Origin of the sequence: Arthrobacter sp. ZGTC131, from assembly GCF_002929275.1 — a bacterium.
Lineage (GTDB): Bacteria > Actinomycetota > Actinomycetes > Actinomycetales > Micrococcaceae > Arthrobacter.
Genome location: NZ_PJIK01000034.1, coordinates 1 through 7,515, shown reverse-complemented (window position 1 = coordinate 7,515; position 7,515 = coordinate 1). Strand labels below are relative to the sequence as shown.

7 protein-coding genes and 1 tRNA gene are annotated in these 7,515 nt (G+C 64.1%); 4 read left to right on the top strand and 4 right to left on the bottom strand.

The genetic code is table 11. The features are described 5' to 3' along the window. On the top strand, nt 1-1,659 hold a 1,659-nt coding region (locus CXQ90_RS21490; RefSeq protein ID WP_146068955.1), incomplete at its 5' end, for an efflux RND transporter permease subunit. Between the two features lie 1,524 nt (nt 1,660-3,183). Here CXQ90_RS21490 and CXQ90_RS21480 read toward each other — a convergent pair. Together CXQ90_RS21480 and CXQ90_RS21475 are read right to left on the bottom strand one after the other, a co-directional pair. After that, nucleotides 3,184-3,265, bottom strand: a tRNA-Tyr gene (locus CXQ90_RS21480). A 115-nt stretch (nt 3,266-3,380) separates the two neighbouring features. After that, on the bottom strand, nt 3,381-3,635 hold the full coding sequence (locus CXQ90_RS21475) for a hypothetical protein (RefSeq protein ID WP_104141363.1): 255 nt from the start codon (nt 3,633-3,635) through the stop codon (nt 3,381-3,383). A 202-nt stretch (nt 3,636-3,837) separates the two neighbouring features. Between CXQ90_RS21475 and CXQ90_RS21470 the strand changes: the two genes are divergently transcribed. Next, entirely contained in the window at nt 3,838-4,329 is a 492-nt protein-coding gene (locus CXQ90_RS21470; protein ID WP_104141362.1) for a YajQ family cyclic di-GMP-binding protein, read from the top strand. A gap of 250 nt (nt 4,330-4,579) precedes the next feature. Here the strand turns inward: CXQ90_RS21470 and htpX are convergent, their stop codons facing one another. Both htpX and CXQ90_RS21455 read right to left on the bottom strand, forming a co-directional pair. After that, the gene (gene htpX, locus CXQ90_RS21460) at nt 4,580-5,449 is read right to left on the bottom strand and encodes a zinc metalloprotease HtpX (protein WP_104141361.1); all 870 of its coding nucleotides are present in this window, start codon (nt 5,447-5,449) and stop codon (nt 4,580-4,582) included. A 49-nt stretch (nt 5,450-5,498) separates the two neighbouring features. After that, nucleotides 5,499-6,770, bottom strand: a complete 1,272-nt coding sequence (locus CXQ90_RS21455; protein WP_104141360.1) for an MFS transporter — start codon at nt 6,768-6,770, stop codon at nt 5,499-5,501. A 75-nt stretch (nt 6,771-6,845) separates the two neighbouring features. Here CXQ90_RS21455 and CXQ90_RS21450 point away from each other — a divergent pair, with 75 nt between their 5' ends. After that, nucleotides 6,846-7,313, top strand: coding sequence for a Fur family transcriptional regulator (locus CXQ90_RS21450; RefSeq protein ID WP_104141359.1), 468 nt, complete (start codon nt 6,846-6,848; stop codon nt 7,311-7,313). 23 nt (nt 7,314-7,336) lie between these two features. Continuing rightward, nucleotides 7,337-7,515, top strand: a 179-nt coding sequence (locus CXQ90_RS21445) for a catalase (protein ID WP_146068954.1), incomplete at its 3' end; no start/stop codon positions are given.

Below are 7,515 nucleotides of genomic sequence, written 5' to 3'. Positions count from 1 at the left end.
GTGGCCTTGACTGTCACCCCTGCCCTCGCGCTGATCTTCATGCGCAAGGTCCCACTAAAGGAGCAGGAACCACCCCTCGTCCGGGTGCTCAAGCGCGGCTATCACAAGGTGCTGCGTAAGATCATTCGGCGTCCCGTGGCAGGCTACGCGACGTTCGGCGCCATGGCTGCCGTGGGTGCCATCACCGCACCGCTGCTGGGGCAGTCGCTGCTGCCGGACTTCAAGGAACGTGACTTCCTCATGCACTGGCTGACCCAGCCCGGCACGTCCTTGGAGGAGGAGTACCGCGTCAGCCAGAAGGCCTGCACTGAGCTCATGACCATCCCGGGCGTCCGGAACTGCGGCGCCCACATCGGCCAGGCCTTCAACGCTGACGAAGTGGTGGGGGTGTATTTCGGTGAGAACTGGATCAGCATCGACCCTGCAGTGGACTATGACAAAACGTTGGCCGCCGTCCACGAAGTTGTGGAAGGTTATCCCGGTATTGTGCGCGACGTTCAAACCTACCTGAAGGAGAGGATCCGCGAGGTTCTAACGGGCGCCAGCACCGCCGTCGTCGTCCGGCTCTACGGCAACGACCTGGCGCTCCTGCGTTCAAAGGCCGCCGAAATCCAGGCGATCTTTGACGGGACCGAGGGAGCCATCGACGTCCACACCGAACTGCAAAAGGACATTCCACAGATCAACGTCGAGGTCGACCTGGAGAAGGCGCAGAAGTACGGGCTGAAGCCGGGTGACGTCCGGAGGGCGGCCGCGACGCTGGTTGGCAGTGAAGAAGTCGGTGACCTTTACCGGGACGGAAAAGTTTACGACGTCAGAATCTGGAGTTCCCCGAGTATGCGCTCGGACATCACCAGCATCACGAACCTCCCCATCGATACCCCCAACGGGCAGAAGATCCTGTTGTCCGACGTGGCAAGCGTCGAGCTTGCACCAACGCCCAATGTCATCGAACGTGATGCCCACTCCAGGCGGATCGACATCGAATCCAACGTGACGGAAGGATCCCTCCGCACCGTGGTCGCGGCGATGGAAGAAGGGCTCAAGAAGGTGGAGATGCCTCCGGGCTTCCGCACCGAGATCCTGGGCGAATACAAGGAGCGGCAAGAGGCAACCACCACGCTGCTGACCCTCGCCACGGTGGCACTGGCAGTGATTTACCTGCTGCTGCAGGTGGCCTTCTCAAGCTGGCGGCTGGCCACACTGGTCATCCTCACGCTGCCAATCGCCCTCGTCGGCGGCGTGTTCGCCGCCTACCTCGGAGGGGGCGTGCTGTCACTTGGCTCAATTGTGGGCTTCCTGACGGTCATGGGCATCGCGGCGAGGAACGGCATCCTGCTCATCAACCACTGCCAGCACCTCGAGAAGAATGAGGGCATGAAGTTCGGGCCCGAACTCGTGCTGCGCGGGGCAGGTGAGCGGCTTTCACCGATCCTGATGACCACCCTTGCCACCGGGCTTGCCCTCGTTCCGCTGGTGGTTTTGGGCGAAATCCCGGGCCACGAGATCGAGCATCCGATGGCAATGGTCATTCTTGGCGGGCTGGTGACGTCCACGCTGCTTAACCTCTTCGTGGTGCCGTCCCTCTACCTGAGGTTCGCCAAACCCAAGGAACGCCGGCAGCCCGCAGCGAAGGAGCATGCAATGGCGAACGCATGAATCGGTCAGGGGGATCACCCCCAACCAGTAGCTGCTGCCATGGCATTGCCGGCTCTTGTCGCCCACCGGTCCACCTGCCTGGAACCTGTTACCCAAATCGACAGCAACCATCCCACGGCGTTCCCATGAAACCGGACATCAACACCATGTAGACCCCGGATGGACCAGCACTTACGGATCTACCTGAAGCCGTCACTCGGCTCCAGGCGGCTCAGGGACCTTCGCCCCGGCCACGTGGCTGACCTGTTGGACGGTTGCAGACCAACTCCGGGTCGGGAGGACACCAACTGTCGGCCAACACCGTAACGCGGGTGCATGCCTCCTCCGATCTGCGCTGGGAACAGCGGTCAAGATGCGCTTGGTCATGTTCAACGCGGCCAGAGACGTGGAGTTGCCAAAAGTGGCCCGGAACCGCGTGAAGCCGTGGCAGCCGGAGGAACTGGGAGCCTTCCTGGACGCGGTCCAGTCGGATCGGTTGGGGGCGTTATTCGAAACAGTGGCTGCGTCTGGGATGCGCCGGGGCGAGGTGTGCGGCCTGCGATGGGACGACCTGGACCCCGCAGAAAAAGCAGCCGCTTTGATTCCTCGGAGATCCATCCGCGGGTCATCCGAAATCGGCTCTTGAAGCGGACCCCGATAGCGTCGAAGCTCACCTATGTTGCCCGCGATAGCCGCCAGCATGGAATGCAAATCCCGCTCGGCTGTGGTCAAACCATCCTTGGGATCAGGACCATCGAAAGCGGTCGGGGTTACGCCTATGAACTCGTCGCCCAGCCGATACTCGTCGCAGTAATCAGGGTTGGACGGGTCATCACTGGTGTAACGAAGGGTTACTGTCGTGCCAGAAGGCATCCCCATTGGTTCTCGGGTTCCGTCGTCCCAGGTACTTCCCGGGGTGAGGCCCACTTTCCAGTATGTCCGGATGGTCGCACCCGGGGAGCGACTGGCTTGAGGAAAACATCTTTCGGAGCGGGCCGGCTATTACGTCGTCTCTCCGGCCATATGTCGCAGGTCAAGGTCAGGTGGCGCGCGGTAAATTTGCCCGTGTTAGTGATCGCAAGGTCCCACGTCGCAACTCCCGCCAAACCCGGGACCAGATGGGCGTAGACATAGGGGCGTGTCTGCTCGATGCAGTCCTGTTCGAGTTGCTTCTGAGTGTCTCGGGCCTGCTTCAGAGCCGCTTTGGCTGTTTGCCAAGCAAGTACAGCACCGACCAACAGCCCGAGGGTCAGCAATGCTGTCACCCCTGCGCCTACGGCGGACCACCACGCGGCGGCAGCCGCAGATTGGGCAATGTCATTCGCCCGCGAGGCTATTTCGTCTGAAGTCATAGCCCATCCTGCCCCACTTCCAAGAACACAACTTGTGGGGCCTCTCAGCTATCGGGAAACGAGACAGTCTGGCCAGCAGTGTCTACATTTTGTCTACACTCAGCTCCGAAAACGACGCCAGCATCCGGAGTTAGGGCATGAAAAAACCCGCCTTCACTGCGTTTCCGCAGGTTCAGACGGGTTTTCTCGGTTGTGGCAGATGAGGGATTCGAACCCCCGTAGGCGTTGCCAGCTGATTTACAGTCAGCCCCCTTTGGCCGCTCGGGTAATCTGCCGAACTTCAAAAGAAGATCACCGCGGTTGTTGTTTCAGCACCGCGGCAAGACAACCTTACAGAACTTCCGCCCAAGAATCGAATCGAGGCGCGAGGGGCCCAAAAAGCCCGGAATGTCAGGCTTCTCCGAGGATGCGGCCGGCGAGTTTAGCCTCGAACCGGATGGCCTGGTCCTCGGTGATCTGGTTGAGCTGCACCGCCCGCTGGAGGTCCGCGTGCACGCCGTCGAGCCGGGACGATGAGTCGGCGACGGGGCTGAGGATGATTGACGCCGCCACGGCGGCGGCGGCCACGGACGAGGCGGCGGTGGCGATTGTTCCCGCGGCTGCGGACGTGGACCGGGTGACGTAGCGGGCGGCCTGGTGGGTCATTGCTTACCTTTCGGAACGGCTTCCAACTGCTACAACTGTGCCCGCCGAAGCTTCGTTCCCGCCCCGCCTCCGCTGTGAGTGAACTGTGAATGCGGCGGCAACTCCACATCCGCGCCAACCGTACTACGCTGGAATCCAGACATTCAGGCCCTGCCCGGGCCAGCACCGCCCGGGCGAAGCAACCACGAGCAAAAGGAGAGTCATGGCAGGCGAGTCCACATTCGACGTCGTAAGCAAGGTAGACAAGCAAGAGGTTGCGAATGCGCTGCACCAGGCGCAGAAGGAACTGGCCCAGCGTTACGACTTCAAGGGCGTCGGGGCCGAGGTCGACTTCAGCGGTGACAAGCTCCTGATGAAGGCCAACTCCGAGGAGCGCGTCCTTGCGGTCCTGGACGTGCTGCAGTCCAAGCTGATCCGCCGTGGCATCTCGCTCAAGTCCCTGGACACCGGCGAGCCGTACGCATCCGGCAAGGAATTCCGACTGGAGGCCTCCATCAAGGAGGGCATCGCGCAGGACCTCGCCAAAAAGATCAACAAGCTGATCCGCGACGAAGCCCCCAAGTCCGTCAAGTCGCAGATCCAGGGCGACGAGCTCCGCGTCACCTCCAAGTCGAGGGATGACCTCCAGGCCACCATGGCGCTGCTCAAGGACTTTGACGAGGCCGACCTCCAGTTCGTCAACTTCCGCAGCTAGGAGCCACGGAAGGCAGTCGACACGCAAGAGAGCCGGCGACACTCGGATTCCGGTGTCGCCGTCCCCTTTGCGCGTCATTTCCCGCGAAAGGATCACATGAGCTTCACCGTCACCCGTGAGCCCTGGGACGACGAAGCCGGCACCCGGCTGATCGATAACTTCGGCCCTTACGCCGGCGAGCCGCTCTCCGTCTGCTACGCCCGGCCGCTCTGACCCGCCAAGCGGCAAACGGCAAGTACGACGGCGGCGGTCAGCTGAGCTGCCTGCCCGCCATCCGCTCCAGCCGGGCGATTCGGTCCTGCATGGGCGGGTGGGTGGCGAAGAGCCTGCTCATCCCGCCGCCGCGGAACGGATTCGCGATCATCAGATGCGAGGTGTTGACCAGCTTCTGGTCCTGCGGCAGCGGCGCCACCTGGACCCCCTGGTGGATCTTGCGCAGGGCGGAGGCGAGCGCCAGCGGATCTGCAGTGAGCTGCGAACCGTCCTCGTCGGCGTCGTACTCCCTGGTGCGCGAGATGGCCACCTGGATCAGCGACGCTGCGAGCGGCGCCAACAGCGCCATGGCGATGAGGGCCAGCGGGTTCGAGTTGCGCCGGTCACCGCCGCCGAAGAACAGCAGCATCTGCCCCACCGAGGTGATCACGCCCGCCACGGCAGCAGCCACGGAGGACGTCAGGATGTCCCGGTTGTAGACGTGCATCAGCTCATGGCCCAGCACGCTGCGGAGCTCGCGGGGGCTCAGCAGCTGCAGGATTCCCTCGGTGACGCACACGGCGGCATTCTGCGGGTTCCGTCCCGTGGCGAAGGCGTTGGGCGCCATGGTGGGCGAGACGAAGATGCGGGGCATCGGCTGGTTGGCGCGGGCGGAGAGTTCGCCCACCATCTGGTACAGCTGCGGGGCCTGGGCTTCGGTGACGGGGTAGGCCTGCATGGCTCGCAGGGCGATCTTGTCGCTGTTCCAGTACCCGTAAGCAGTGGTTCCGATGCCGATCAGCGCCATGATCCAGATGGGTGCCGCGCTGCGTGAATTGGCGCCGATCAAGGCGCCCAGCCCCAACAGCACCGCCCAGAGCACGCCGAACAGGGCCGCGGTCTTCAGGCCGTTGTAGTGTTTGTGCACTTGCGCCTCCCCAGGTCGGTGACTCCAGGTCCTGACTCCGGTGGCGTCGCTACGGAACCGGGTGCCCGGCGTCGTACTTCAAGAAGCCGGACTGCCAGCGCGCCACCGCCCAGGCAACCGCAATGCACAGGAGGCCGCCGATTAGCAGGACCCAGCCCTCACTGAGAATTTTAGTGCCGCCGCCGGCCAACATGTCGCCCACCCTGGGGCCACCTGCCACCACCACGATGAAGACGCCCTGCAGGCGGCCGCGCAGGTGGTCGGGTGTGGCCGACTGCAGGATGGTGGTCCGGAATACGGCGCTGACGGAGTCCGCGATGCCGGCCAGGCCGCAACACAATGCGGCGGGAATCAGCCAGGCCGTGACGCCCGCTTCGCCCGACCTCCCCGCCAGGACCACCACCAGCCCGAACGCCGCGATGGACCCTCCCCACCCCATGACGGACCAGACCACGGCACCTCCCTGCCGCCGGATGCTGCCGAGGGGTCCGGAGAACAGGCCCGCCAGGAAGGCTCCCACGGCCGTGGAGGCCAGCAGGATGCCCACGGTGGTTTCCCCTCCTCCCACCATGAGGGCTCCCACGGCCGGCAGCAGCGCCCGCGGCTGGGCGAGAATCATGGCCACGAGGTCGATGACGAATGTCATGCGCAGGTTAGGGCGCGTGCCCAGGAACCGAAAGCCCTCGACGACGGACCGCAGCCCTGCACGTCCTGCCTCCTTGCCGGGCGGCATGGGCGGAAGCTTCAGCAAAGCCCAGAAGGCGAACGCGAAACTCACCAGGTCCAGGGTGTAGGTCCAGCCGAACCCGACCGTGGCCACGAGCACTCCGGCCAGCAGCGGGCCTGCCGTCATGGCCAGCCCGAACGTGACCATGCTGAGGGCGTTTGCCGCCGGGAGGAGTTCCTTGCGGACCAGGACGGGAATGATGGCGCTGCGGGCCGGCTGGTTGATGGCCTGGGCGCCGCTCTGCACAGCCACCAGGGCGTAGAGCAGCCACACGTTTCCCACCTGCAGCCAGGCCTGGAGAGCCAGCCCGCCCACGGCCGCCCACATCACGGAGGAAGAGAAAAGGGCCACCCTGCGGCGGTCGTGCGAGTCGGCAATTGAGCCGCCCAGCAGCCCGCCCACTACCAGCGGAACCAGCGCAAAAATGCTCAGCAGCCCCACGTAGAGGCTGTCCTGGGTCAGCCGGTAGACCTCCAGGCTGACGGCAACCAGCGTCAGCTGGCTTCCGACGTTGGAGACGGCCGAGCCTGCCCAGAGCCGGCGGAAGGCCGGGCTTTCGCGCAGCGGAGTGATGTCTGCCAGTAGTTTCCCCACCCGGCAACTCTAGCCGCGCAGAAACTTAGCCCCGCCTTATTGTGATCTAGTCAAAATAAGTGGTTCAATGGAGGCATGACGGAGCACCCGGAGAGCCACGAAGCATGGGCCGCGGCCCTGCGCGCCCATGGCCGCCGGGTGACCAAACAGCGCTTGGCCGTGCTGGCCGCCGTCGAGCACCACCCCCACTCCCCGGCAGAGAGCATCCTGGCCGCGGCGCGCGAAGAGCTTCCGGAGCTGACCGCCCAGTCCGTCTACGTCGTGCTGGGTGACCTCACCGACCTGCACATGCTGCGCCGGTTCGAACCCCCGCACTCCCCAGCCCTGTATGAGACCCGCGTCGGTGACAACCACCACCACGCAATCTGCATCAGCTGCGGCCGGGTGGAGGACGTCGACTGCGCGGTCGGCCATGCACCCTGCCTGACCCCGCATTGGAACGACAATTCCCAGCCCATGACCATCCAGATCGCCGACGTGATGTACCAGGGCATCTGCGGGGACTGCCAGCGGGCCCAAAAACTTCCTTCTGAACGCAACTGATAAATCAAGAAAATAGGAGAAAGATGACTTTGAACATCTCTGCGCCCGCTGTGTCCACCACGCAGTCCGGCGCTCCCGTCACGTCCGACGCCCACTCCCAGGCAACCGGCGCCGACGGCGCCATCATCCTGACCGACCACTACCTGGTCGAGAAGCTGGCCCAGTTCAACCGCGAGCGTGTCCCGGAGCGCGTGGTGCACGC